Here is a 22,190-nt window from a genome sequence, read left to right on the forward strand (position 1 = left end):
TATAAAAGAGTAAATACAGTGTAGAAAGGTTTTATTATGACGAAATTACTTTTAAAAAATGCTACCGTTTATCCGATAACAGCAAATCCGATCAAAAACGGTGATGTTTTAATTGAAGAGGGAAAAATAACGAAGGTAGGCCGAAACATTTCAACAGGTGCGGATATGAAAATGGTTGATTGTAATGGGCTATATCTGTTACCCGGGTTTATTGATGTTCATACACATTTAGGTCTATATGATGAAGGAACCGGATGGGCAGGTAATGATGCAAACGAAACAGCAGAGGCTATGACACCGCATATTCGTGCTTTTGATGGCGCCTATCCCCTCGATACCGCCTTTACAGATGCGATTAAAAGCGGTATCACCACCGTTCATATCATGCCAGGCAGCGCCAATGTGATTGGCGGCACGACCTCTGTTATTAAAACCTCTGGTAAGAATATAAAAAAAATGATTATTCAAGAGATTGCCGGTCTAAAAATTGCTTTAGGAGAAAACCCGAAACGAGTTCATAGTAATGGAAAGAGCGATTCTATCACAAGGATGGGAATTATGGGCATGCTTCGGGAGGCATTCTATCATGCCATGCATGCTGACAACCCGGAGAATTTAAGGATTGCCCCGCTTGTTATGGCCTTAAAAAGACAAATTCCCGTACGGATCCATGCACACAGAGCAGATGACATTATTACGGCGATTCGTTTTGCTGAGGAATTTGGACTTGACTTAAGAATTGAGCATTGTACCGAGGGCCATCTTATTGCCAATGAACTTGCCGGGATGAATCTGAAGGTTTCAGTGGGACCAACCCTAACAAGAAGGTCGAAGGTAGAATTGAAAAATAAGACCTGGAAGACATACCAGGAATTGTCGAATCATGGTGTTGAGGTTTCCATTACGACTGACCACCCCTACACCCCTATTCAATACTTAAATATCTGTGCCGGCATTACGATGCGGGAAGGTCTTCCGGAACAAAAAGCATTAGAAGGGATAACGATAAACCCGGCAAGAAATTTAAAAATGGATGACAAACTTGGCAGTATCGAAGCAGGAAAAGATGCCGATTTGGTTTTGTGGAGCCACCACCCGTTTCATTACTTGGCAAAGCCCAAATGGACGATGATTGGCGGGAACATAGTTTATAAGGAAGCGTAGTATATATTGTTGAAAATTGCCATATTAAATTCATGTAAATCCTTCAAAAGCCTATTTCTTTTTTCCTTTTTTTCTTGTATTATACTCTAAGTGAAACAATTTTGAGGCCTAATTTTTGGAGGTTTACACCCACATTATTTAACAAAAAAAATGATATAGGGAAGGCAAATGGTGCGCCACCAGTAAACTGGTTCTAGTGGGTTCGATTCCCACCCCGAAATTTTTTATCAATTCAATAAAAAATTTCGAGGGTGGACCGCTTCTTTTGACATGGGATCGGAATGCCCTAATTGGAGGGATAATCATGCTAAAGAAACGTGATCTTCACGACAGCCATGCATTATACGAATTATTAACGCATCCAGATGTCTTCCCTTTTGTGCGTCAAAAAGCAGCATCCTACGATGAATTCTTATTTATCACCAAACAAACCATTGAAGCTGAAGAACGCGGTGAAGTAGTTTCCCGTACCATTCTGGATGAATGGGGAGCTCCTATTGGCACCATTAATTTGTTTGATATTGAAAATAATGCAGGATTTTTAGGAACCTGGCTGGGGAAACCTTATCATGGTAAAGGATATAACAGCCCGGCAAAGGATGCTTTTTTTCAAGAGCTTTTTTATGAACTGGGAATTGAAACTATTTTTATGAGGATTCGCAAGGTAAACATCCGCTCCATTAAAGCAGCAGAAAAGCTCCCATATGTTGTAAAAGCAAATGAAACCAGAAAAACACTTTATGAGCAATTAAATGCTAATGAAGATGTTTACGATTTATATGAAATTCCTAAGGATCAATATACCTTCTATCTTATGCGAAATGGTGCAGAACAGTCCGATTCTTCGCATTTGCTGGAAGCATAAAAAGACTAGGCCTCCTTGCAGCCTAGTCTTTTTTTTGAATAATTGCACATGAGTTTATTCTATGACACTTTGCTCGATTGTTTCATTTACATCGCTTATACCCATTTGGAGCAAAAATTCTTCCAATTCCTCATTCGTCAGTGTTTCAAAGCGGCCATCATGAAAAAATACTTGGGTTTGATTTGGGTTAATGCGGTTAATGTTAAAACTCATTATCTTTGCTCCTTTCATAGATGATTACTTATTATTATCCACAAAAGAAGCGCTTTTCATTCCATTTTATTAAATAGTTCGAAAAGTTGTAAAAGTATTTTGAACATCGTGTGTATAATGAATTTATTTCTTATTTAGCTATTAATGGGTGGTCATGAAAAATTATCTTTTAAATGCCTTTCCTAATACATCAATTCCTCCAGTCACTGGAATGATACTTCCTGTGATAAAGCTAGAATCCTCATCAATGAGAAACGAAATCACCCTTGCAATATCCTCTCCAGTACCTGGCCTGTTGGCAGGACCTTGTCCATGGTTTATCGAATCTTTGATGATTTTCTCTTTCCACTCATCGACAATATCCCCTGGACTGACCATATTTGCGGTAATCCCATAATCTGCTTCTTCTATTGCAATACTTCTTGTTAGCGAAGCAAGCCCTGTTTTGGCTGCTGCAAAAGCAGAACGATAAATCCAGCCTGGCGCTGTTTCCACGCGGTCAAATCCCATTGTGATAATTCTTCCCCATTTTTGCTGCCTCATAGCAGGAATAAGGAGCTTTGATAAATAAAAGACGGCTGATAAATTGCCGGCAACCATATGGTTCCATTCGTCAAATGTATACTCGGTCAATTTTTTTCTTTCATGTATGTATGGTCCTGCATTATGAATCAATATATCGATGGATGGATAAATCGATAAAGCTTTGTTAACTATTCGCTCACAATCCTCCTGTTTCGAGACATCCCCTTGAATCGTCATACATTTGACACCAAATTCTTTCGTTAATTGCCTTGCCAAGTCCATTGCCTCTGTTTCACTTTTCCGGTAATTAATGATTAATTGACAGCCTTTTTTTGCAAGTAAAATTGCCGTAATTTTGCCAATCCCAGAAGCTCCTCCCGTTATCAACGCAGATTTTTTATTCACAGCCAATTACCTCTCTCTATTTCAAAACGTTTTTCCTTTACTATATGTTAAAAAGAATTAATTATATATGCAAATTTTTTAATATCTAACATGTACTAAAGTTCTTTCTAAACTATTTATAACGGATGGGCGAGTCCTTGCATAGTATGTCATATCAGAAATGTTAGCGGAAGCGCCTTATCCGGGGGCTTTGACCTGAAAGGATGAGAAAAAATGTTCCCTTGGAATATGTTCCCTTTTAATAAAGATATGAAGGACACCATGCAGAAAATGAAGCCTGAGGAAATCAATAATTTTGTTCAAGATCTACTTGGAAAAATCATGCCCGGCGGAACAAGAGGAATGATGAATCCAATGGATATGTTTAACGGATTCCAGTCTCCCCCCTCCCAAACGCCATCACCGTCAGGAGCTTTAAATTCCACCGCTTTTGAGACACACGATTTTGTTTTTGTAAGGATTCCCATAAAGGATGAAGGCTGGGTAAAGCAACTGCGCATTTATCATACATCCAATCAGTTGATTGTGGAGCACATTCCACTGATCGACGACAAGCATACCATTACTCTTCCCGCTATTGTAAAAAAGAAAGGAGCAACAGCAAATTTTAAAGATGGGACACTGGAAGTCAAAATCCCTAAAAATATTGATATGCAATTTTCCCAAATTGATGTTACCGAAATAATGTAAAGTACCATTTTCTCAGCATATTTATCATGATTAACAATATGATGAAGGATGGGAGGTGGTAAAGCTGGATATCGATCAATTCAAAAAATGGCTCGAAGTCAGCCAAAACTATCAATCCGAAAGCTTTTGGAACCAAATATTCGATGAAAAAACCTCAAATAAAACGGGAAAGCATTCACTGAAAAATTCCTTTACGAATCTAACGGGTAATTATCCAAAGTGCGATTTATATGAAACACACAACCTGCTTGTCGTTGAAGCTGAAATTCCAGGCTTGAAAAAAGAGGATCTTCACATAACAATTCGGCACCAGCTTTTAACGATTTCCGGTGAGTTCAAAACATTAAAGCATGATCGAAAATATTTATTTAAAGAGCGAGCGAATCGAACCTTTCAAAAAGAACTATCCCTTCCATATCCGATTGTAGGCTCTCAGGTTCGCACAGAAATCCGTGATGGTGTCTTATATATCTATCTGCCTCTTCAAAGTGAGGAAGTCGAAAATATACCGATTACCTTCGAAAATCAAAGTCCCGAATAAGGAGGGACAGCATTACGCTGTCTCTTTTGTTCATTCATCCCCTTTTTATTCAGCCGATTTCGTCCATAATTTGATTGTGTAGCTCCATTAACTGTAATTTAATCTCTGGCGATAAGGACGAATGTAGGACCCGTTTGGATGCCATATAGTATTTCTGATATTTATTTTTCCTGATTCTTGGGTGAGAATTTTCATCCAATAAATCTCTTTTTATTGCATCCATCAACGTCTTCTGACTGCTTCCTTCCACCAAGGATAATTGACGATTATTCCAAATCGAGCGGTATTCACTTAATAAAAAATCATAAATCTCCTTTTCATCTGACAATAAACTCACCCCACTAGATGCATTGTTACATATTTCCTCACATAATGGCAAAAATTAAAGAAAAGTTTGGAAAGGAGAAAACAATGAGTACACCTTACAAATGTCCTAATTGTAAAACTAATCGGAGCCGCTTTAACATTATTGAACAGGTTGCCCATTCCGTTAAGCTTGACCCGCAGTCAGGGGAGGTCGTCCATCAATATGCAGAAAATGAATTAGTACCCTTTCATCTTCCCTATAATGGGCCGAATACCCGTGTCCAATGTGCGGCTTGCGGATTAATAGAAGATGAGCGAACCTTTATTAAATTTGGCGAACAGCGCTAATAAAAAAACACCTTATAAATGTTTTTTCATTTATAAGGTGTTTTTTAAGGTAATTGATTCTCTTTTAAGAATTGGAGGGAATCGATTTTCCAACCATCCATTTGTGAAAAGCGAACTAAATGAATGTTTCCATTAAAGGTTTGGCGCCCCCGATTTTTTATGTACCAATCAATCTCAATCGGAATATCCAGACTTATCTCCTCAGTTAAGTCTTCAGCCGGTAATAGAGGCATACGCGCTATTTTAACATTTTCAATTTTAGACAGAACCGGCTTCCATTTCACTTTTTGTATTGAGGCTGTTGAAACGATTCGTGCATCCTGCTGTTTAAAACCGGCAATATAGGCACTAACGACCTCATAAGGGTTTGCTTTCCCGAAGTACTCACCCAGTTTTCCTGAAGCCTTGAAAACCATCAGCATATGCGAGAGATCCATTGAATTGGTTCGATGTGTTGTGCTTCCAAAAAAGTGAATACAAAAATGCCCGGGAAAATTGTTCTTCAATGCACCTGCGCCATGCGGCATTCCATGCATGGAGGCAGCAATCCATTGATCATGGTGCATGACAATGATCGCCCGGCGTTTCCAACTCCATTTGCCATCGTAAATTTTCTTCATTATTTTTGTATCCTTCGAAGTCAAAGGCTGGACATCTGCATGATGGCTGCCTGCTCTTCTCTGTACCTTGAAGCGTTTTCCGGTCTCCACATCCAAAACCGTAAATTTCGTGTATTTCGGTAAAATACGATTAACATCATTCCAGTGCAGCATTTCAATTTTATAACTGATTTCGGATGCTGCAAATGTAGGATGACTATGGAGGAGGATTAAAACAAAAATGCAGAATATCGAAAACCTTTTCATTCAATCCCCCTTTTCAATGTAATTTTCACTACATTAAAAGAGTTACCTTAAGAAGAAATTATCATTCATTTATTAAATGTATTTTCCGTCCATTTTTGGAATGATGAAAGCTTTTCTGATACCACACTTAAGGCATTCTCAGCCATTTTTTGATCTTGTAATGGTAATTCTTTCAAAGTGTTTTTTATGATATTTCCATTTTGAAAGTATGACTTTAATGGTCCATATCCTAAGAAGGATAAAACAATCACCACAATAACCAATTTTCTCAACTGGACACCATCCTCTAAGAGTGTAATTAATGTCCATTTTCGGAAATTATAAGGAAAAATATACAAACAGGTAAATTTTCAAAATAAAAAGAGGCTATCTCCTAACATAAGGGTCAGACCCTTTTGAGACAGCCTCTTTTTTCTATTTCATTCTGGTTTTTAGCACTTCAATTGCTTTTTTCAATTGCGTGTCATTTTGTTCAATTTTAACTCTTACCAGATCCATTAACTTCATGGTGGAATCCCCTTTGAGGACACCATCTACATGGAGCTTGTTTGCTTTTTGGAAGGCTTCGACTGCCGCCTTTGTTTTAGTATCATAAAAACCGTCAACTCGTCCAGGGTTAAAACCAATTGCTTTTAACATTTTTTGAGCTGTAACTACATCCTCTGATGAACTAGATACGGCTAGCTGCTTATCGGGATTGATTATCGGCAGGGATGCATAGTATGGTAAAGCCACTGGATAATCAGGCATAATTCCTTTTTTATGAATCCAATTTCCGTTTGGAGTTAACCATTTTGCAATTGTATATTTAAGATTGGAACCATCCGGGAAATCTTGTGCCGTCTGAACAGTCCCTTTCCCAAATGACTTTTCACCGACAAGAGGCACACCCGCTGATTCAGATACGGCAGCTGAAAGAATTTCAGATGCACTGGCACTGCCTTTATCGATTAATACCACTAACGGAAGATTTGGATTTCCTTCATTCTGTGACGGGAATTCTTTTATCTTTCCATCACGGTCCTGCTCTTTCACAATTACTTTTCCTTTAGGAACAAACATGCTTGAAATGCTGATGGCCTGATCCAATAATCCACCCGGGTTTTGCCGCAAATCAAGGACTAAGCCCTTCATGCCTTTCTTTTGTAAGCCGTTTAACGTCGTTACAAGTTCTTTGGCAGTATTGCTGGAGAAGGTCGTAATTTGTACTTTTGCAATATCCTTTCCAACCATTTCACCATAAACAGTTTGAATTGGAATCTCGTCACGAACGATCGGAACTTTTACAGAAGTCTGTGCTCCTGGACGCTGTATGGTTAGCTCCACCTTCGTGCCTTTTTTTCCGCGGATCAAGGTCACAGCTTGAGTAGAGTTCATTCCCTGCAGACTTTTTCCATTTACAGCGAGAATGATATCATTTGGTTTTAAACCGGCTTTTTCAGCTGGAGAGCCCTTAATTGGGGAAACAATGACAATATGTCCATCTTTCTCCTCGATTTCTGCACCAATTCCTTCAAACGAAGCATTAATCGTATTATGGAAGCTTGTCGCTTCTTCATTACTCATATAATCTGAATATGGGTCGCCAAGTGACTCTACCATACCATTGATTGCCCCGTTAATCAGCTTTTGTTGATCGACCTTTTGGAAATAACCATTATTTAATGTATCAAACGCGGTATAAAGCTTTTTAAATTCGCTTCTTTCAGTTCCAACTGTTACCACTTTCTCTGTTCCAAAGGCAAGCGCAAAGGTAGTAATCCCAACAGATAGAAAAATAATGAAAAATATCATCATAATAAAGTGAAACTTTTTTAACCGAATATAACCAGATTTGTTTTCTGCAGAATGCTCTTGTTCAATTTTTTCATCATCCAAAGCCTTCACCACTTTCATAGCCATAAAAATAACAATACATTTTTCAAATATTGAGAAAATAATGATCCACTTCGCATTTTTTTGAAAAATGGACCCTTAGTGATTAGAATAACATCTTTTTAATAAAATTAACAAAGAAAATTGATTTAATTTAACTGAAAACTAAAAACGGCACTCACCATTGGGCAAGTGCCGTTTTTTTATGCTATATCATACCCCTGGTCTTCCACCGCTTCTTTAAGCTGTGCAAGAGTTGCTTTCGAAGTATCGTACTCCACATCAACTTTTCCCGTTTTTAATGAAACCGCAACTTCTGCTACTCCATTTACATTTAATAGAGCAGATTTAACTGCTTTTTCACAATGACCACATGTCATGCCATTTACTTGTAACGTTGTTTTTTCCATTTTTGATTACCTCACCTTTCTAATTTAAATCTTAATACGCTTCAAACGAAGCGAATTGGTTACGACTGAAACGGAGCTAAAAGCCATCGCTGCCCCGGCTACCCATGGTGCCAATAAACCAAGGGCTGCAATTGGAATGCCTGCCGAATTATAAAACAAGGCCCAAAAGAGATTTTGACGAATATTTTGCATTGTCTTTTTACTTAAAGCCACCGCCTTAGGCAGGAGGGTTAGTTCACCACCGAGAATGGTAATATCCGCCGCTTCAATGGCTACGTCTGTACCAGTCCCAATTGCAATTCCAATATCGGCAAGCACAAGGGCAGGTGCATCATTTATTCCATCCCCTACCATGGCAACCTTTTTGCCTTTAAGCTGAAGTTCTTTTACATGATTCGCTTTTTCATCTGGAAGGACTTCGGCAATAACGTTTGTAATCCCCACTTGATTGGCAATCGCAGCGGCAGTCCGCTCATTATCACCAGTTAACATATATACTTCGATTCCAAGCTGTTTCAATTGGTCGACCGCCAATTTTGCTGTTTCTTTTACCGTATCTGCCACGACAACAATTCCCATAATCGCCGAATCAATGGCAATAAACATGGCTGTCTTTCCTTCACTTTCAAATCGAAGCAAATCCTCTTCAAACCGATTATAAGCGATTTTTTTAATATCCATCAGCTTTCGTGTCCCAATTACGATTTCTTCAGCCCCGATTATGGCTTCTATTCCGTACCCTGGAATAGCTGAGAATCGTTTTACCGGCATGGTGGTCGTTCGTTTCGTCATGCCAAATTGAACAATGGCATCTGCAAGCGGATGCTCGGATGATTTCTCTGCCGAAACCAGGTATTGAAGAACCTTTTTCTCATCCTGATAGGCAATAAAATCGGTTACAACGGGCTGTCCTTTTGTAATCGTTCCTGTTTTATCAAGGACAACCGCATTGATTTTATGAGCGGTTTCCAGATGCTCCCCGCCTTTAAATAAGATCCCCATCTCGGCTCCTTTACCTGTTCCGACCATGATGGAAGTCGGAGTTGCAAGACCCAATGCACACGGGCAAGCAATAACCAATACCGCAATGGCGGTTTCAAAAGCAGAAGGAAAATGACCTGGAGAAATAATGATATACCATATCAAAAAAATGAATAATGAAATGGCCACGACAACGGGGACAAAATAGCCTGAAATGGTATCGGCTATCCGCTGAATAGGAGCCTTGCTTCCTTGTGCCTCTTCAACAATTTTAATAATGCCGGCAAGTGCTGTATCTTTACCAACCTTAGTAGCCTTCATGGTGATTGTACCATTTTTATTGATTGTCGACCCAATTACCACATCACCGACCGATTTTTCTACAGGAATCGATTCACCGGTAATCATTGATTCATCAACAGATGATTGGCCAAGAATAATCTCCCCGTCAACGGGTATTTTTTCACCCGGCTTTACGACTAAGCGATCCCCAGGTTTCACTTCTTCAATCGGGACCCGAATTTCCAATCCATCCTTCACAATAGTTGCTTCTTTTGCTTGAAGGCTTAATAAAGTGGAAATCGCTGCGGTTGTCCTGCCTTTTGCAATGGTTTCAAACAATTTCCCTAATAGGATTAGGGTAATCAAGACAGCACTTGTTTCAAAATATAGATAGGGCAAGTAATACGCGTTCCCTATTGTTTTTATTCCCTCAGAAAGGCTATAAAAATACGCCGCCGAGGTCCCTAGAACAACCAGTACATCCATATTTGCGCTTTTATTTTTTATTGCTTTGTATGCACTAATGTAAAACTGTCCGCCTATATAAAATTGGACAGGAGTTGCCAATAACAATTGAAACCATGGATTCATCAAGGTATGTGGTACTGGCAACCCCAGGTCCCAAGGCAAATGTCCAATCATAGTATAAAGGAGCGGAAGCGATAAAATCACGGATAAATAAAATTTGTTCTTCTTATTCTGCAGCTCTTCCTCTTTGTACTGTTTTTTAAGTTCATGCTGGACTTTTTCCTTGGCACCGTATCCAAGATTCTCTATCTTTTTAATAATTTGTTCGCTTGTAACCATATCGTTTTCATAGCTAACGGCTGCATTTTCCATTGCCAAATTCACATTTGCTTCAACGCCGTCCATTTTATTTAGGACTTTTTCAATTCGAGAAGAGCAAGCGGCACAGGTCATGCCTGTAATATCTAAATTAAGCTGCTCTTTCATAAGAATCACCTCTCGATAATACTATACCCCCGCACCGTATATTAGTCAACTTTTATTTCCAAAATTTATCCTTACTTTTTCTACATTTATTCTACGCTTATTTCGACATTTTTCGATGATGATTATCACACTCTCTTCAGTATTTTTCTACTTTTCTGCTTCAAGGAAAAAGCAAATGGTAAAGAATAAATTCTTCATATAAGGTTCAAGCTCCTTTATTCCATTAAAAAAAGAGGCTTCGTCCGCCTCTTTTTTCCATTTATTTTGTGGCTGCTTCCAATGCAACCTCAATCATATCATTAAATGTAAGCTGCCGTTCTTCTGACGTTGTTTCTTCGCCGGTTAGAAGATGGTCACTAACGGTTAAAACGGATAATGCTCTGCGTCCAAATTTAGCTGCTAATGTATACAACGCGGTGGTTTCCATTTCAAGCGCAAGAATCTGATATTGAGCCCATTTTTCATGGTCAGCATTGTCATTATAGAACATGTCTGCTGTGAACACATTTCCAACTTTTAAATTAAGTCCTTTTTCAATACCAGCATCGTATGCATTTTTCAGCAAATCAAAATTCGCTGCCGGTGCATAATCAATACCTCCAAAGGTTAAGCGGTTCATTTGTGAATCGGTAGAGCTTGTCATAGCGAGGATTACATCGCGAACTTTAACGTCTTTTTGGATGGCACCGCAAGTGCCGACACGGATCAAATTCTGAACATTATAGCTCTGAATTAATTCATTTACGTAAATGGAGATGGACGGTATCCCCATACCAGTACCTTGGACAGAAATTCTTTTCCCTTTATACGTTCCTGTAAAGCCAAACATATTTCGGACTTCATTATAACATTTTGCATCTTCCAAAAAAGTTTCAGCAATATATTTTGCCCGAAGCGGATCTCCTGGCAGCAACACTGTTTCAGCAATTTCATTTTCTTTTGCTGCGATATGTACACTCATTTAAAACCCTCCAATGGATTGTTAATGGTTATTAAATCTACCAAAGTCAAATATAACATAATCATTTTTAAAATTGAAACCCATCCCAAAATAGTGATGTTTTTTTAAAATTGTGGAAAGCTAATTGGGAAAGACGAAAAAAAGGGAGGAAAATAAAATGGGAAAAAAGCATCGCAATCGAATCAATTCACCAAAAAAAAATAACCATATACCTGCAGAAGCCATCGTAGCCGAACACGAAGCACACGCAAAAGAAAATCAAGCAACAGGCGGCAGAAAAAGATAAGGGCTACAAAAGATAGGGGGTCAGTCCCCCACTGCTTTAAAGCAGTGGGGGACTGACCCCCTGGACTGCCACCTGTATCCCTTACCTAATTAGGACACGGTTGATGGGCTCCCATCCGGCAGGTTTTAGTTGGTAGTAGTATTGGCCGCCCCTGCCTTCATCGATTAATATGATATCCCAGGTGGAAAGGAATCTGCCTTGATAATTTTCCGGAATTCTGTCGGTGACATTAAAGCGGCTAAAGGTTTCCTGTAAACAATGTTTACGGCTGTCTGCTGGAATGGATGTACGATAGACTGCTTGATACCCCTTCTTTTCACGGAACTTTGGAGTTTGAAAGATCGTCACATCATAAGGCAAAGCAGCTCGTTTTGACAATATTCTGATCATCATATTCCTCCAATCAAAAGATTTACTTTATTAATTAAATAAAAGCTCGTTCAATTCCTTTGTAGAATTTTCTCTATTTTTGTCGAAAAACCATATTTTTTTCCATTCATCGGGAAAATGTGAGTTAAATAGTTATATTTCTACATTTTACACCAACAAAAAACGAGCGTTTCCGCCCGTTTTTTGTTGAATTTATATGAATGAACCACCTATTCGCTTGCTCACACTTATTCATCTTCAATTTCTTCATCAATTATACTTTTTTCAATCAAATATTCGAAGGTGATATCTGCGAGTTCTTCCAATTCCTCATCCGTAGGAACGTATCCCCTTTTTACAAGCTCATGAAAGAAAAATTCGGCAATTTCTTCTGTATCGATAAATACTTCAATTTCTCTCATAGCATCGCCCCCTTTTTACAGAATGTATGATGAAACAGGCTATTTCATGCTAAGAATTCGAAAAAGCCTGAGGCAATTCCTTATATTCAACCGCTCATCTATAATCTTAAGAATTATAAAGAAACCAAGTCTATATCGGCATGGACAAGCATAGGATGAAAGTAAACTATAAGATGAGGTGGGAGATTATGGCTAAGATTAAAATGGTTCTTGAGGCAGTTCTGGAAGATGTAAATCAAGAGGATGGATACACCCTCCGTGTATTTGAAAAGATCACGAATTTCTTATTTTCCTTTATTAAATGGGGTGGAATTCCGTTTGTAATCTATCTTTTGTTTGAAATTTCCAGATGGTAGCTAGACATGGCTTTTACCATCGTTATTCACAATACTTTCCAATTTTCTTAGGATAACCCTCATTACCTGGTAATATTCCTGATCATGAAACATTTCATATAAAATCCGATAATCATTAAAGATATCCAATAAATTGTCAATTAATTCTTTTTTCTCTTTCTTCCGCTCAATTTCTTCAAACTCCGCTTTCCGCACTGAATGTTGTGGTTTTGGAGATTTTGCCGTTTTTTCCTGCTTATTTATTAAGTATAGTAAGCCCAGTTTTTGGATGAACGTATCCGCACTTTCTGCATCTGCGACCAGGGTTAATTCCTCTTCACCGGCCTCAAGCCATTCGCCGTCACTTACTCGGGAGAGCTCATAGATGACATCTTCCCAGGCATCCTCTTTATAACGCCAGATTTCCGTTCGAAACCCGACAATTTTAAATAAATCGGAGCCATATCCGCTGACCTGAACCAAATCCCCGAAAAAAAACTTATATTCGATATCAATTTGCTCCTGTTCCATTATTGTTCCTTCATATTCAGACAGCAGTTGCAGCCCTGTTTCAATAAATAAACCATCGCTCTTATTCACTTCGTAAACATATTTATCATCGAGCCATTTAATATCTGTAATTTTCCCGACTGTCCCATACATCGTAATCACGACCGTATCACCGATCTTATACTTCGGTTTTTTCCTCTTTTCCATATCCTCCATCCTCTCAGTGTTAGTCGTGAAAATTGATTACCATAGTATATGCATGGATTGGGATATCGCTCATAAATGGAAAAAAATTTAGGCTTAAAAACAATTTATGTAAAAAAAATCCGCCCTCATCATAAAGAGCGGATTTAAATATCAATTATTTTTCGGTTAAAATATACTCGGACCAAGCCTCATCAAAGACGGACATCGATTCCAAATAATGCCCGTTCAGTTCCAAATACGAACTGACTTCGTGATACTCCTCTGCGGTTTTGGGAAAGCCATGATCTTCATAGGCATGGTTGGCAAATAGGCTGATGGCATCAGCTGGTTCCGGATGTCGATATTTCATTAAAAAATGATAAAAAGATTTACGCATGAGAAAAACGCCTTTCATTCATACAGTATTTGAAAATTACTATAACGAATTAAGTGCTTGGCGTCCAGCAATTCCTATAAAAGGGGAGACCCCTTGTTCAACATTAATATACAGCTGCTTTTAAGAAAAGTTCATCTATATATTGACGTTACGGGGTCTGACCCTATTGTTTCTTCTAATATTTTTTTAGCCGATCAAATGAGACTAGATTTAAAAGGTTGATTTTATTTTCCTTACCAACTTTTTTTATCTTTCCGAAAAACGTTCCTAGAAACTCTTCCCAAATAAACCCCAGGTCGCCCTTTGTGGAGGGATTTTCCTTTAATGAATGAATCGTCGAACGTAACGCTTCATCTAAATGGGAAAGTGCCTGCTTTAAATGGAGGATCACCTCATTGTCTTCCTGCTGTTCCATGCTGTCCCTCCTCTTCATCGGGTTGCATTTTTATTGAAAAATTCGATTCTGGTGTTCCATTTCTACACTCTCGCTCTCAACAAAAATATCTTTGTCGAGACTTTTTCTAATTCGTTCAAACTTTACCTCTGCAGCTAAATCCTCAATTCCCTCTTTCGTAATAACCACAAAATATTTCATTTGTCTGGTTAAATCACGTGCTATTGGACGCAGTGTTTCCTTAATGACCGGGAATAGTGCTGTTGTTACGATGGCTAATGCGGAGCCCACCACAAAGCCTTGCAGATTTCTTCGTATCACAGTAATGCCTCCTTATATGAAAGGGTAATTAATTAATTTTTGGTCATAAAATTGATTTTTTATACCCAATTTATGCAATTGAAAGTTCCGCACGATGATCCGCAGGCTGTCGTGAAATCCATAATTTTGATACTGGTTTTGAAAGTCTCGCCGCTGCCATGGAAACTAAAAGAATTGGTCCCCAATTCCAAAGAGGAAGAGCAACTGTCTTAAATATTCCAGCAATAGGCGGTATATAAATAACACTTAATAGCGATAACCACGACACACCCAGTGCACCAACCAAGAAACGGTCCTTTTTCAATTCACGAATGGATTCACCCGACCCTGCCTGTCTCCAAGAGAAGGTTTGAATCAACTGACCTGCCACTAAGGTTGCGAAGGCTACTGTTTGTGCTGACGTTAACGACATTCCCCTTCTTAAACTCCAAATAAATAGACCCAGTGAACCTGCTCCTAAAATCGCTCCACGTGTAATTACCTGTTTGTACAAATTACCATCGATAATTTCCTGACGTTTTGTTTCTTTCGTTTTCTTGCCCGGGTTAACAGCCAAAATCATCGCAGGCAATGCATCTGTTAGCATATTCATAAGTAATATTTGAACTGGAACAATTGGAAGTGGCATTCCCGCCATTACTGCCGTGGCCGATACAAGAATTTCGGCAAGGTTCCCACTCAAGAGACAACCAATCGCTTTTCGAATATTTCCAATGATTGTTCGGCCTTCTTTTACACCGTCGACAATGGAGCCAAAATGATCTTCTTTTAACACCATATCAGCCGTTTCTTTTGTTACCTGCGTTCCCGTTTGTCCCATGGCAATTCCAACGTCTGCTTTTTTAATGGCCGGTGAATCATTGACTCCGTCCCCTGTCATCGCAACGATATGCCCTTTTTCCTGAAGTGCCGTTACAATTCGCAGTTTATGTTCTGGAGTTACTCTTGCATAAATAGCTATGTCATCAATAATCTCCTTTAATTCATCATCTGAAAGAAGGTTTAGTTCTTGTCCTGTTACGACTTTCTTTTTATCATCATAGATTCCGATTTGCTTTGCAATTGAAAGTGCCGTTAGCGGATGGTCGCCGGTAATCATAACTGGCTTAATGCCAAGCTCAACAGCTTCGCGAATGCTTTTCTCAACTTCCGGTTTTGGCGGATCGATCATCCCAACCATTCCAACAAAAATAAGGTTTTTATCCGCATCTTCTATCTTGCCGTTATATTTCTCCAAGTCGCGGTAGGCAAACCCTAATACCCTCAAAGCTTCGTTTGCAAGCGTATCATTTTTCGCCATAATTTGACTGCGCCTTTTATCAGTTAAATGATGAATCATTCCATCTTTTTGATAATGTGTACAATAATGGAGGAGTTTTTCAACCGATCCCTTTGACATTAGGACACATTGTTTCTCTTTGTTTTCATCATGACAAACAACGCTCATCTTCCCGATATTTGAATCAAACGGAATTTCACCGGCACGTTTCCATCCGCTGTAATTCTCTTTCAACATCCCTTTTTTCGCTGCAAGGGATAAAAGGGCTCCCTCGGTTGGATCCCCTTTCACAGCCCATCGTTCCCCCTCTTTAAACAACTGAGAATCATTGCAGTGTAAAGCAATATTTAATAATTTTACTACTTCTGCAGGTGCTGTTTGAATTGAATCCAGCCCGATTATGGCTCCATCCGGATTATACCCTTCACCTGTTACTTCATATTCCTTATCTATAGTTACAAGCCGCTTTACGGTCATTTCATTCTTGGTCAGCGTACCGGTTTTATCGGAACAGATTACGGTCGTTCTTCCTAATGTTTCTAATGCGGAAAGCTTGCGAACGAGCGCTTTTTTGTTTGCCATGCGAAAAATTCCTGCTGTAAGGGCAAAGGTGATGGTTATTGGGAGCCCCTCTGGAATCGCTGAGGCTGTTAACGCCACCGATGTCGTCACCATTTGGGCCATTGGTATCCCTCTTAATAAACCGGTTATAAAGACAATAATACCTACAGCTAAAGCTGCTTTCATAAATCTTTTACTAATGGTTGTAACCTGCTTTTGAAGTGGTGTGGTATGATCTTCATCTTCTGACAAGAGTGTCAGCAAATGACCCATTTCTGTATTTTTGCCTGTTTGGACGACAATCGCTCTGCATTTCCCTCGTGTAATATGGGTACCCATGTAAAGCATATTTGTACGATCCGATATGGGAGTATCATGCCCAAGCATTTCTTCCCTCTTTACCACGGGTATTGATTCGCCCGTTAACGCAGACTCATTTGCTTCTAAGTTCCATGCCTGAAGAATGCGAAGATCCGCTGGAATTCGGTCCCCTGCTTCCAGTTCGACAATGTCTCCTGGAACCAAATCATACGCTGCAATTTCAATTATGCTGCCATCGCGAACAACACGACAATTCGGTGGCACAAATTGACTCATGGTCTCTACGGCTCGATCCGCTTTTCTTTCCTGGAACGCGCCAATTCCTGCATTAATCAGCAGAATGGAACCCATGATGATTCCATCAAATAAATGCCCTGTAAACGCACTTAAAAGCGCAGTTGCTCCTAACACTTGTGTCGTGAATTCCTTAAATTGGCAAAGATAGGTCTTCATCCAATGTGAAGGTGCTTTTGAAACCAATTGATTTTTCCCATATATAGGAATCGATTGATTTACTTGCTCTTGGCTGAGACCATGCTGGGCATCAATTTTAAAATGTTTTAAAATTTCCTCTGAGCTTTTGGTATGCCATGGAGTTCCTCCGCTTGCGCCATCATGGAGGCTCTCCTGATTCATTCGTATTGGGGCGAATTTTCTCTCTGTCCAATTTTTTGCATCAGACATAAAGGTAAGCGAGAGTGCATCACCAATTAAATTGATAAGCGGAGCAGTCAAAATCATTGGAATGGCGATGATTGATCCTGTAACATTCCATAACCTTGTGATCAACATGTTTCGTTTTATTCTTTTTTTGAAATCCAAACAGTTTTCCAGAGTACAGCCGATCCTTTTCAGCTGGTTAAACGTACAGTTGGGATAAAATGAAATAACATTGTTCTTTTTGGTTTGATCTTTTACCACAACCAAGACTTCTTCACGTTTTTTAATGTTTAATTCGCCATGTGGAGTTAGTTGGATCTGATACTCGTTTAAGTTTTTTTCAAGTTCGTGGAAGTTAATCTTTACATCATTATTAACAACAGCAACTTTTTCACCTGCCAGGTTCGTTAATAATGGGACACATTCCGGACGGATCATCCCATTTGCCATCAGAAGCGAAGCATCTTCAAAAACAGCACATTTTGTTTGAGCCAATTGATAAATGGATCCATTTAATGGAATTTGCTGTTTACTTTCCGAAGCGGCATGCTCAGCCTGCTTCCAGGCATATTCCGTAGAAAGAGTAATCGGGCGTGGATTGGCTGCCAGTAATATCCCAACAGGCACAAGTGGATTACGTGTAACAGCTAACGCAGCCGCCGCAGTAATAAAGCCCAGTTTTGCCGATTTACGACTAAAGTCTTCTATTTCTTCCGATACAAACTCTTGATCCATCAATTCGTTTTTAATGGCGGCTGCTCTTTTCCAATTTAAGTATTGTATCAAACTTAATGCAGCTAAAACGATTAAGTTTTCCCTAATAAAAGCGAGTGAAAGAGCACTTGCAGACAACAGAAAATCGTTGTTTAACCTTCGATCCTTCGATAATTTTTTAAGTCGCTTTTTTATAAAAGAATATCCAGTGCCGATAGCCAATGCAGCAGCTACATAAAAAGGTACTGGATGTCTTGCCAGTATTGATCTTCCAAAAATTAATTGTTTAATCCCTAACCCCAATAATCCCGTAATCGAGAGGGCGAGCGGCAATGGGACCCTCTCATCAGAAGGTGCCCGTGCGAGCTTGTTTTTTGGCAAATATCTTAAATTGGAACCGACAATACTCTCTGATGTTCCTTGAATTTGACCGCTTTGTGCAGAAAAATCGTAAGTTGCCGCAACTTTAGAAAATGTCTCTGCTTCAACTTCCGCATCTACACCTTCGTTCGCTAAACCATAGAAGAGTTTAAAAAGCTTTTCTTCAAACATAGAAATGTGATAACACACCTCTTCAAGTGAAATAACATTTTCGTTAAACTGCAAAAGAATTTTTCCCGAAATAATGTTGGTTTCAATTGAAAAAATACCCTTCATTGAAGAAAAGACTTCCACAAAACGATCGGCTACCTCAGGATTATTTTTTAAGCCGTAAATTTCTGTTCTCAATCTCCCTGAAATAACATGATAGGATCTTTTCCTTATATCTAGTTCCATTTCAGTCTTAGACCTCCTGCTTATAACACAACTACCTTTTGCATACCATTTATTTTTATCCGTCAGGGTCAAACTATTCGCCTTTTTATATAAAATTAAAGCCTTAAGGATAATTTTGGCTGGTTTTGGAAATGATTTAATAAGTAAAAATAGAGGAGGGTTCAGGATGTTAAAACGCTTATTTTCATTTAGCAATCCATTAGGTATTGCCTTTTCTGCAGCTGCTCTTATCTTAACGTTTTCACCAGAAGCAAGAAAAGGAACGAGGAAACTGCTGGTTAAGGGTGCCGCGGCATTACTTTCTGTCGGAGATCAAGTGAAGGTCTTAACAGTCGGGGCAAGAAAAGAACTAGGACATATTGTCGATGAGGCGAAGGTTGAAAAAGAACAAATGGCCCTGCCTGATTTCACCGAAATGATCAAAAATGCCGGTGATTCAACGAAAACAAAGATGAACCAAGTATTTGGGGATATGAAATTAAATGTTGAAAAACCATCATCCGGTTTGTTTCAAGCAGTTGAGATGGGTGAAGAATTGATGGGCGATGTACATGAGCATATCCCCCAAAAACAAGCCTCAATGTCAAAAAAAGTGAAAAGAAGCAAAATAAACAAAAACATGCCACTTAACAAAAATGTTCAAAATGTGTTAAGTGATAAAGCCTATAATTCAATGGTTGGAAAGCCACCATTTTAAAGCTAAAGAAGGAATTCATCATGAATTCCTTTTTTTATTCTAAGAAAGCCTTGGCTTCTCTTCACATGGTAAGCGATTGTTAATGACAATCTTATTATTAAAGACGATATGTCCAGCATGATGCCCCGCATAATTTCCAATCCTATTCCCCACCATACTGCCAATGATTCCGCCAATGATGGTTCCAGCTCCAGGTAAAATGGATGAACCGAGCATAGCTCCATATTCAACACCAGCCATAATCCCCAGACTCCCCGTAATATTCTTAGAGGTTTCAATGGCAAAATCTTTTTTATTCATACTGCCTGATGTCACGGCATGTGTATCTCTTAATTGGGACATTACGCCTGATAACAAACCAGCCCATAGCGATCCCCCTTTAAACATTTTGGCAAAACCTCCTTTCACCATTAATGTACCCAATGCATGATGAAATCATGTTTGCCCCGTACAATTGGCCATGATTAACGCGTCCTTGGAATGGTATCGATGAATTTGCACAAAATAAAATTGATGGTTTGACTAGTTACCATCAATCATTTGTCTGATATTTCATAATGATTCCACCTAATTGATATGGAGGATATCAAATTGACAGAACCGGTAAAAAAACGACGTTGGAAATATAAACGGTTATGTAAGATTAGAAAATCATTATCATGGTTGGGATAAGGATAAAACCTATAAAAGGGCAGCCTCATATCCTTTTGCATTCTTGAGTCATGCCCTTTTATATTCACTGGCTAAAATCAAAATAATTTCTTTTTAGCAGCCTTGGCAAAGCCATCAAATCCTCGTAACTAATCGTTTTGCCAATCTTTTTTGTATCTACCAGGAACAATTGGTCTTCTATTTCTTTTGTTACCTCATCAGTCTGATAAACCATTTGGCAGTTTGTGCAGATTACTGCAGGTGTCTTTGTGATTTGAATGGCCCTTGAGCCATCCGGAAGCTCCCAATAAACAGTATCCTCTCCTGTCGTTGCGCTGCTTCCACACCATCCACATATATGTTCCATAGCCACTCCCCTATTCATTCCCTGCAGGATTTTTGTCTGTACTTAGTAGGTCTGCACCTGTTTTGTTTTGTTGTGCCTGAAATTTCTTTTCCTTTAACTCATCGCGTTTTTCACGTTTATCCTTTAAAGAAGAATGTGCCGGATCATCCTGGTATTTATGGCGTCTATCAAGGCGCTGCAAGTCTCCAGGGATCAGATTAAATTTGCTGTCGTTCATTACCGCCGCAATACCCACATTAGATTTACTCTTTTCGTAATCAGGGTAAACACTTTTGAAATAATCCTCCGCCCGGCCAGGGACATAGTTTTCCGGTTCAGGATAGGAAGTGATCACCCCTTCAAAGTTTCGTAAGACGACCTTTTGTGGACTTTGTGAAATTAAATAGTTCGGCTGCAGAGCGATTTTCCCCCCGCCGCCTGGTGCATCGACGACAAAGGTTGGTACGGCATAACCGGACGTATGGCCCCTTAACCCTTCGATGATTTCCAACCCTTTTGAAACTGGTGCCCGGAAATGCCCAATCCCCTCGGAAAGGTCACATTGATAGATATAATAAGGACGGACACGTATTTTTACGAGATCATGCATCAGCCTTTTCATAATTGGCACACTGTCATTGATACCGGCAAGAATAACGGATTGATTGCCAACAGGCACCCCCGAATTGGCGAGCATTTCACATGCGTTCTTGGATTCCTCCGTGATCTCTATGGACGTATTGAAATGGGTGTTCAGCCAAATTGGATGATATTTTTTCAAAATATTGCACAAGTTCTCGGTAATTCTTTGCGGAAATACGACTGGTGCTCTTGTTCCAATCCGGATGATTTCGACATGATCAATTTCGCGAAGATTTTTTAAAATATATTCCAAAATATTATCATTGATTAATAAACCGTCTCCGCCGGAAATCAACACATCACGGACTTCTGGTGTTTGCCTGATATATGAAATCGCCGCATCTAGCTGTTTCTTCGGAACGCCCATTCCTATTTGCCCAGAAAACCTCCGTCTTGTACAATAGCGGCAATACATCGAGCACTGATTGGTGACGAGGAATAGTACGCGGTCAGGGTAACGATGTGTTAAACCTGGAACGGGAGAATCTTCATCCTCATGCAATGGATCCTCTAGATCATATTTTGTTTTATAAATCTCTTTTGAAACAGGCACCGATTGCATTCGAATCGGGCACCGTGGATCGTCGCGGTCCATAAGTGACGCATAATAAGGAGTGATATTTAAGGGAATCGTTTTGGTGGAAATTCTAACGCCCTCTTCTTCATCGGGTGTCAACTGAATAACCTTTTTCAAATCATCTAATGTTCTTATCGTATTGGTTAATTGCCAGAGCCAATCATTCCATTGCTCATCAGTTACATCTTTCCAAAGCTCAATGTCCTTCCAATGCCGTTTCGGTTTATATAAAGTTTGTTTCATTATTAATTCCTCCAATCTTGCTTTCTTTATTAATATGCAAGATTCATACCAGCGCAACAGTGCAAGATAGAGGATTGAATTCACTGGATATGCGAACGTATAATGATTTTCCCCAC

General features: G+C 39.2%; 27 protein-coding genes. 8 read left to right on the top strand and 19 right to left on the bottom strand.

Annotated elements, in window-relative coordinates:
• The first annotated feature begins 36 nt into the window (after positions 1-36).
• Both ACZ5XR_RS18190 and ACZ5XR_RS18195 read left to right on the top strand, forming a co-directional pair.
• On the top strand, positions 37-1,164 hold the full coding sequence (locus ACZ5XR_RS18190) for an amidohydrolase (RefSeq protein ID WP_464497727.1): 1,128 nt from the start codon (positions 37-39) through the stop codon (positions 1,162-1,164).
• 304 nt (positions 1,165-1,468) lie between these two features.
• The gene (locus ACZ5XR_RS18195) at positions 1,469-2,029 is read left to right on the top strand and encodes a GNAT family N-acetyltransferase (RefSeq protein ID WP_464497728.1); all 561 of its coding nucleotides are present in this window, start codon (positions 1,469-1,471) and stop codon (positions 2,027-2,029) included.
• Between the two features lie 54 nt (positions 2,030-2,083).
• On the opposite strand, the gene ACZ5XR_RS18200 is transcribed toward ACZ5XR_RS18195, so the two are convergent.
• Positions 2,084-2,242, bottom strand: coding sequence for a hypothetical protein (locus ACZ5XR_RS18200; protein ID WP_464497729.1), 159 nt, complete (start codon positions 2,240-2,242; stop codon positions 2,084-2,086).
• A gap of 162 nt (positions 2,243-2,404) precedes the next feature.
• Positions 2,405-3,172, bottom strand: a complete 768-nt coding sequence (locus tag ACZ5XR_RS18205; RefSeq protein WP_464497730.1) for an SDR family oxidoreductase — start codon at positions 3,170-3,172, stop codon at positions 2,405-2,407.
• A gap of 213 nt (positions 3,173-3,385) precedes the next feature.
• Between ACZ5XR_RS18205 and ACZ5XR_RS18210 the strand changes: the two genes are divergently transcribed.
• Both ACZ5XR_RS18210 and ACZ5XR_RS18215 read left to right on the top strand, forming a co-directional pair.
• Positions 3,386-3,862 carry an Hsp20/alpha crystallin family protein gene (locus tag ACZ5XR_RS18210; protein ID WP_464497731.1) on the top strand — a complete coding sequence of 159 codons (477 nt, stop codon included), beginning with the start codon at positions 3,386-3,388 and terminating at the stop codon, positions 3,860-3,862.
• Between the two features lie 55 nt (positions 3,863-3,917).
• Positions 3,918-4,403, top strand: coding sequence for an Hsp20/alpha crystallin family protein (locus tag ACZ5XR_RS18215; protein ID WP_464497732.1), 486 nt, complete (start codon positions 3,918-3,920; stop codon positions 4,401-4,403).
• 49 nt (positions 4,404-4,452) lie between these two features.
• Here ACZ5XR_RS18215 and ACZ5XR_RS18220 read toward each other — a convergent pair whose 3' ends face one another.
• A complete protein-coding gene (locus tag ACZ5XR_RS18220) occupies positions 4,453-4,731 on the bottom strand; it encodes a hypothetical protein (protein ID WP_464497733.1) in 279 nt (92 codons plus the stop codon).
• 83 nt (positions 4,732-4,814) lie between these two features.
• Here ACZ5XR_RS18220 and ACZ5XR_RS18225 point away from each other — a divergent pair, with 83 nt between their 5' ends.
• Positions 4,815-5,057 carry a DNA alkylation repair protein gene (locus ACZ5XR_RS18225; protein WP_464497734.1) on the top strand — a complete coding sequence of 81 codons (243 nt, stop codon included), beginning with the start codon at positions 4,815-4,817 and terminating at the stop codon, positions 5,055-5,057.
• A 44-nt stretch (positions 5,058-5,101) separates the two neighbouring features.
• Here ACZ5XR_RS18225 and ACZ5XR_RS18230 read toward each other — a convergent pair whose 3' ends face one another.
• The 6 genes from ACZ5XR_RS18230 to deoD all read right to left on the bottom strand — a co-directional run bounded on the left by ACZ5XR_RS18230 (position 5,102) and on the right by deoD (position 11,386).
• Positions 5,102-5,923: a hypothetical protein gene (locus ACZ5XR_RS18230; RefSeq protein ID WP_464497735.1), complete on the bottom strand. Its 822-nt coding sequence runs from the start codon at positions 5,921-5,923 to the stop codon at positions 5,102-5,104.
• Positions 5,924-5,988: 65 nt separating this feature from the next.
• Positions 5,989-6,195 carry a hypothetical protein gene (locus ACZ5XR_RS18235; RefSeq protein WP_464497736.1) on the bottom strand — a complete coding sequence of 69 codons (207 nt, stop codon included), beginning with the start codon at positions 6,193-6,195 and terminating at the stop codon, positions 5,989-5,991.
• Positions 6,196-6,337: 142 nt separating this feature from the next.
• A complete protein-coding gene (locus ACZ5XR_RS18240; RefSeq protein ID WP_464497737.1) occupies positions 6,338-7,801 on the bottom strand; it encodes a lmo1851 family serine protease in 1,464 nt (487 codons plus the stop codon).
• 200 nt (positions 7,802-8,001) lie between these two features.
• Positions 8,002-8,208 carry a copper chaperone CopZ gene (gene copZ, locus ACZ5XR_RS18245; RefSeq protein ID WP_464497738.1) on the bottom strand — a complete coding sequence of 69 codons (207 nt, stop codon included), beginning with the start codon at positions 8,206-8,208 and terminating at the stop codon, positions 8,002-8,004.
• A 24-nt stretch (positions 8,209-8,232) separates the two neighbouring features.
• Positions 8,233-10,425, bottom strand: a complete 2,193-nt coding sequence (locus ACZ5XR_RS18250; protein WP_464497740.1) for a heavy metal translocating P-type ATPase — start codon at positions 10,423-10,425, stop codon at positions 8,233-8,235.
• A gap of 259 nt (positions 10,426-10,684) precedes the next feature.
• The gene (gene deoD / locus ACZ5XR_RS18255) at positions 10,685-11,386 is read right to left on the bottom strand and encodes a purine-nucleoside phosphorylase (RefSeq protein WP_464497741.1); all 702 of its coding nucleotides are present in this window, start codon (positions 11,384-11,386) and stop codon (positions 10,685-10,687) included.
• Between the two features lie 157 nt (positions 11,387-11,543).
• Between deoD and ACZ5XR_RS18260 the strand changes: the two genes are divergently transcribed.
• Complete coding sequence (locus ACZ5XR_RS18260; protein WP_464497742.1) at positions 11,544-11,672, top strand: hypothetical protein; 129 nt, start codon at positions 11,544-11,546, stop codon at positions 11,670-11,672.
• A gap of 81 nt (positions 11,673-11,753) precedes the next feature.
• Here the strand turns inward: ACZ5XR_RS18260 and ACZ5XR_RS18265 are convergent, their stop codons facing one another.
• Positions 11,754-12,065, bottom strand: a complete 312-nt coding sequence (locus ACZ5XR_RS18265) for a YodL domain-containing protein (protein ID WP_464497743.1) — start codon at positions 12,063-12,065, stop codon at positions 11,754-11,756.
• Between the two features lie 224 nt (positions 12,066-12,289).
• Positions 12,290-12,463 carry a YozD family protein gene (locus tag ACZ5XR_RS18270; protein WP_464497745.1) on the bottom strand — a complete coding sequence of 58 codons (174 nt, stop codon included), beginning with the start codon at positions 12,461-12,463 and terminating at the stop codon, positions 12,290-12,292.
• A gap of 188 nt (positions 12,464-12,651) precedes the next feature.
• Here ACZ5XR_RS18270 and ACZ5XR_RS18275 point away from each other — a divergent pair, with 188 nt between their 5' ends.
• Complete coding sequence (locus ACZ5XR_RS18275; protein WP_464497746.1) at positions 12,652-12,819, top strand: hypothetical protein; 168 nt, start codon at positions 12,652-12,654, stop codon at positions 12,817-12,819.
• Here the strand turns inward: ACZ5XR_RS18275 and ACZ5XR_RS18280 are convergent, their stop codons facing one another.
• From ACZ5XR_RS18280 to ACZ5XR_RS18300, 5 genes are all read right to left on the bottom strand, one after another.
• Positions 12,820-13,515: a hypothetical protein gene (locus ACZ5XR_RS18280; RefSeq protein ID WP_464497747.1), complete on the bottom strand. Its 696-nt coding sequence runs from the start codon at positions 13,513-13,515 to the stop codon at positions 12,820-12,822.
• A 154-nt stretch (positions 13,516-13,669) separates the two neighbouring features.
• The gene (locus ACZ5XR_RS18285) at positions 13,670-13,891 is read right to left on the bottom strand and encodes a YozE family protein (RefSeq protein ID WP_464497748.1); all 222 of its coding nucleotides are present in this window, start codon (positions 13,889-13,891) and stop codon (positions 13,670-13,672) included.
• A 175-nt stretch (positions 13,892-14,066) separates the two neighbouring features.
• Positions 14,067-14,306, bottom strand: a complete 240-nt coding sequence (locus ACZ5XR_RS18290) for a hypothetical protein (RefSeq protein ID WP_464497749.1) — start codon at positions 14,304-14,306, stop codon at positions 14,067-14,069.
• 30 nt (positions 14,307-14,336) lie between these two features.
• On the bottom strand, positions 14,337-14,606 hold the full coding sequence (locus ACZ5XR_RS18295; RefSeq protein ID WP_464497751.1) for a hypothetical protein: 270 nt from the start codon (positions 14,604-14,606) through the stop codon (positions 14,337-14,339).
• 70 nt (positions 14,607-14,676) lie between these two features.
• The gene (locus ACZ5XR_RS18300) at positions 14,677-18,918 is read right to left on the bottom strand and encodes a cation-translocating P-type ATPase (RefSeq protein WP_464497752.1); all 4,242 of its coding nucleotides are present in this window, start codon (positions 18,916-18,918) and stop codon (positions 14,677-14,679) included.
• 166 nt (positions 18,919-19,084) lie between these two features.
• Between ACZ5XR_RS18300 and ACZ5XR_RS18305 the strand changes: the two genes are divergently transcribed.
• Positions 19,085-19,615 (top strand): hypothetical protein, encoded by a 531-nt coding sequence (locus ACZ5XR_RS18305; RefSeq protein ID WP_464497753.1) that lies wholly within the window; start codon positions 19,085-19,087, stop codon positions 19,613-19,615.
• A 39-nt stretch (positions 19,616-19,654) separates the two neighbouring features.
• On the opposite strand, the gene ACZ5XR_RS18310 is transcribed toward ACZ5XR_RS18305, so the two are convergent.
• The 3 genes from ACZ5XR_RS18310 to kamA form a co-directional block, all read right to left on the bottom strand.
• On the bottom strand, positions 19,655-20,002 hold the full coding sequence (locus ACZ5XR_RS18310) for a glycine zipper domain-containing protein (protein ID WP_464497754.1): 348 nt from the start codon (positions 20,000-20,002) through the stop codon (positions 19,655-19,657).
• Between the two features lie 349 nt (positions 20,003-20,351).
• Positions 20,352-20,633 carry a YokU family protein gene (locus ACZ5XR_RS18315; protein ID WP_464497755.1) on the bottom strand — a complete coding sequence of 94 codons (282 nt, stop codon included), beginning with the start codon at positions 20,631-20,633 and terminating at the stop codon, positions 20,352-20,354.
• 10 nt (positions 20,634-20,643) lie between these two features.
• Positions 20,644-22,074, bottom strand: coding sequence for a lysine 2,3-aminomutase (kamA, locus tag ACZ5XR_RS18320; protein ID WP_464497756.1), 1,431 nt, complete (start codon positions 22,072-22,074; stop codon positions 20,644-20,646).
• Positions 22,075-22,190: the final 116 nt, after the last annotated feature.

It is taken from the genome of Neobacillus sp. Fa239, assembly GCF_055395235.1.

Excerpts from the sequence above, each read along its gene's own strand:
- ACZ5XR_RS18315 (WP_464497755.1), bottom strand. The coding sequence starts at position 20,633 with ATGGAACATATATGTGGATGGTGTGGAAGCAGCGCAACGACAGGAGAG.
- kamA (WP_464497756.1), bottom strand. The coding sequence starts at position 22,074 with ATGAAACAAACTTTATATAAACCGAAACGGCATTGGAAGGACATTGAG.
- copZ (WP_464497738.1), bottom strand. The coding sequence starts at position 8,208 with ATGGAAAAAACAACGTTACAAGTAAATGGCATGACATGTGGTCATTGT.
- ACZ5XR_RS18280 (WP_464497747.1), bottom strand. The coding sequence starts at position 13,515 with ATGGAAAAGAGGAAAAAACCGAAGTATAAGATCGGTGATACGGTCGTG.
- ACZ5XR_RS18195 (WP_464497728.1), top strand. The coding sequence starts at position 1,469 with ATGCTAAAGAAACGTGATCTTCACGACAGCCATGCATTATACGAATTA.
- ACZ5XR_RS18190 (WP_464497727.1), top strand. The coding sequence starts at position 37 with ATGACGAAATTACTTTTAAAAAATGCTACCGTTTATCCGATAACAGCA.
- ACZ5XR_RS18260 (WP_464497742.1), top strand. The coding sequence starts at position 11,544 with ATGGGAAAAAAGCATCGCAATCGAATCAATTCACCAAAAAAAAATAAC.
- ACZ5XR_RS18265 (WP_464497743.1), bottom strand. The coding sequence starts at position 12,065 with ATGATGATCAGAATATTGTCAAAACGAGCTGCTTTGCCTTATGATGTG.
- ACZ5XR_RS18210 (WP_464497731.1), top strand. The coding sequence starts at position 3,386 with ATGTTCCCTTGGAATATGTTCCCTTTTAATAAAGATATGAAGGACACC.
- ACZ5XR_RS18305 (WP_464497753.1), top strand. The coding sequence starts at position 19,085 with ATGTTAAAACGCTTATTTTCATTTAGCAATCCATTAGGTATTGCCTTT.
- ACZ5XR_RS18270 (WP_464497745.1), bottom strand. The coding sequence starts at position 12,463 with ATGAGAGAAATTGAAGTATTTATCGATACAGAAGAAATTGCCGAATTT.
- deoD (WP_464497741.1), bottom strand. The coding sequence starts at position 11,386 with ATGAGTGTACATATCGCAGCAAAAGAAAATGAAATTGCTGAAACAGTG.
- ACZ5XR_RS18310 (WP_464497754.1), bottom strand. The coding sequence starts at position 20,002 with ATGTTTAAAGGGGGATCGCTATGGGCTGGTTTGTTATCAGGCGTAATG.
- ACZ5XR_RS18275 (WP_464497746.1), top strand. The coding sequence starts at position 12,652 with ATGGCTAAGATTAAAATGGTTCTTGAGGCAGTTCTGGAAGATGTAAAT.
- ACZ5XR_RS18230 (WP_464497735.1), bottom strand. The coding sequence starts at position 5,923 with ATGAAAAGGTTTTCGATATTCTGCATTTTTGTTTTAATCCTCCTCCAT.
- ACZ5XR_RS18285 (WP_464497748.1), bottom strand. The coding sequence starts at position 13,891 with ATGCGTAAATCTTTTTATCATTTTTTAATGAAATATCGACATCCGGAA.
- ACZ5XR_RS18250 (WP_464497740.1), bottom strand. The coding sequence starts at position 10,425 with ATGAAAGAGCAGCTTAATTTAGATATTACAGGCATGACCTGTGCCGCT.
- ACZ5XR_RS18300 (WP_464497752.1), bottom strand. The coding sequence starts at position 18,918 with ATGGAACTAGATATAAGGAAAAGATCCTATCATGTTATTTCAGGGAGA.
- ACZ5XR_RS18225 (WP_464497734.1), top strand. The coding sequence starts at position 4,815 with ATGAGTACACCTTACAAATGTCCTAATTGTAAAACTAATCGGAGCCGC.
- ACZ5XR_RS18290 (WP_464497749.1), bottom strand. The coding sequence starts at position 14,306 with ATGGAACAGCAGGAAGACAATGAGGTGATCCTCCATTTAAAGCAGGCA.
- ACZ5XR_RS18200 (WP_464497729.1), bottom strand. The coding sequence starts at position 2,242 with ATGAGTTTTAACATTAACCGCATTAACCCAAATCAAACCCAAGTATTT.